The organism is Microvirga tunisiensis (genome assembly GCF_009296175.1).
In the GTDB taxonomy this organism is placed as follows: Bacteria; Pseudomonadota; Alphaproteobacteria; order Rhizobiales; family Beijerinckiaceae; genus Microvirga; species Microvirga tunisiensis.
In genome coordinates this window covers 1-740 of sequence record NZ_VOSK01000916.1, presented here as the reverse complement: position 1 = coordinate 740, position 740 = coordinate 1, and the positions used below count along the sequence as shown (strand labels likewise).

Here is a 740-nt window from a genome sequence, read left to right as displayed (position 1 = left end):
CGCGATGCCCTCACCCTGGCCCGGCTGCACCGGGCCGGCGAGCTGACTGCCATCTGGGTGCCGGATCCGGGCCATGAGGCGGTGCGAGAACTGGTGCGGGCGCGGGAGGCCGCCATGGCAGATCTGCGCGAGAAGCGCCAGCATCTGCAATCCTTCCTGCTGCGTCATGGGCAGATCTTTCCCGGCCGCCAACCTTGGACCCGGGCGCATGCCCGCTGGCTTGCCGAACTCATCTTTGAACATCCGGCTCAGTATCTGGTCCTGCGCGAATACCGGCAGGCGATCGAGGAGGCCGAAGCCCGCCTGGACCGGCTGACCCAGCAAGTCGCTGAGGTGGTTGCGACCTGGTCGATGGCGCCGGTGGTCGAGGCGTATCAGGCCCTGCGCGGCGTGGCGCTGCTGACCGCCGTCACCTTTGTGGCCGAGATCGGCGATGTGCGCCGCTTCGACAGCCCGCGGCAGCTCATGGCCTATCTCGGCCTGGTGCCGTGCGAGAGCTCGACCGGCGAGCGGGTGCGGCGGGGCCGCATCACCAAAGCGGGCAACGCGAGAGTGCGTCGGGTTCTCATTGAAGGTGCCTGGACCTATCGCTTTCCGGCCCGGATGAGCCGCTTGCTGCAGGAGCGCCAGAAGGGCTTGCCAGCAATCGTGCGGGCGATTGCCTGGAAGGCGCAGGTGCGGCTGTGCGCGCGCTATCGCCGGCTGATGGCCGCTGGCAAGCGCCAGACCGTGGTCACCAC

The 740-nt window shown here is 68.6% G+C and carries 1 protein-coding gene; it reads left to right on the top strand.

Annotation, left to right across the window (positions count from 1 at the left end; translation table 11 throughout):
* A partial coding sequence (locus tag FS320_RS44495) for an IS110 family RNA-guided transposase (protein ID WP_152718794.1) occupies nucleotides 1–740 on the top strand: 740 nt, incomplete at both ends.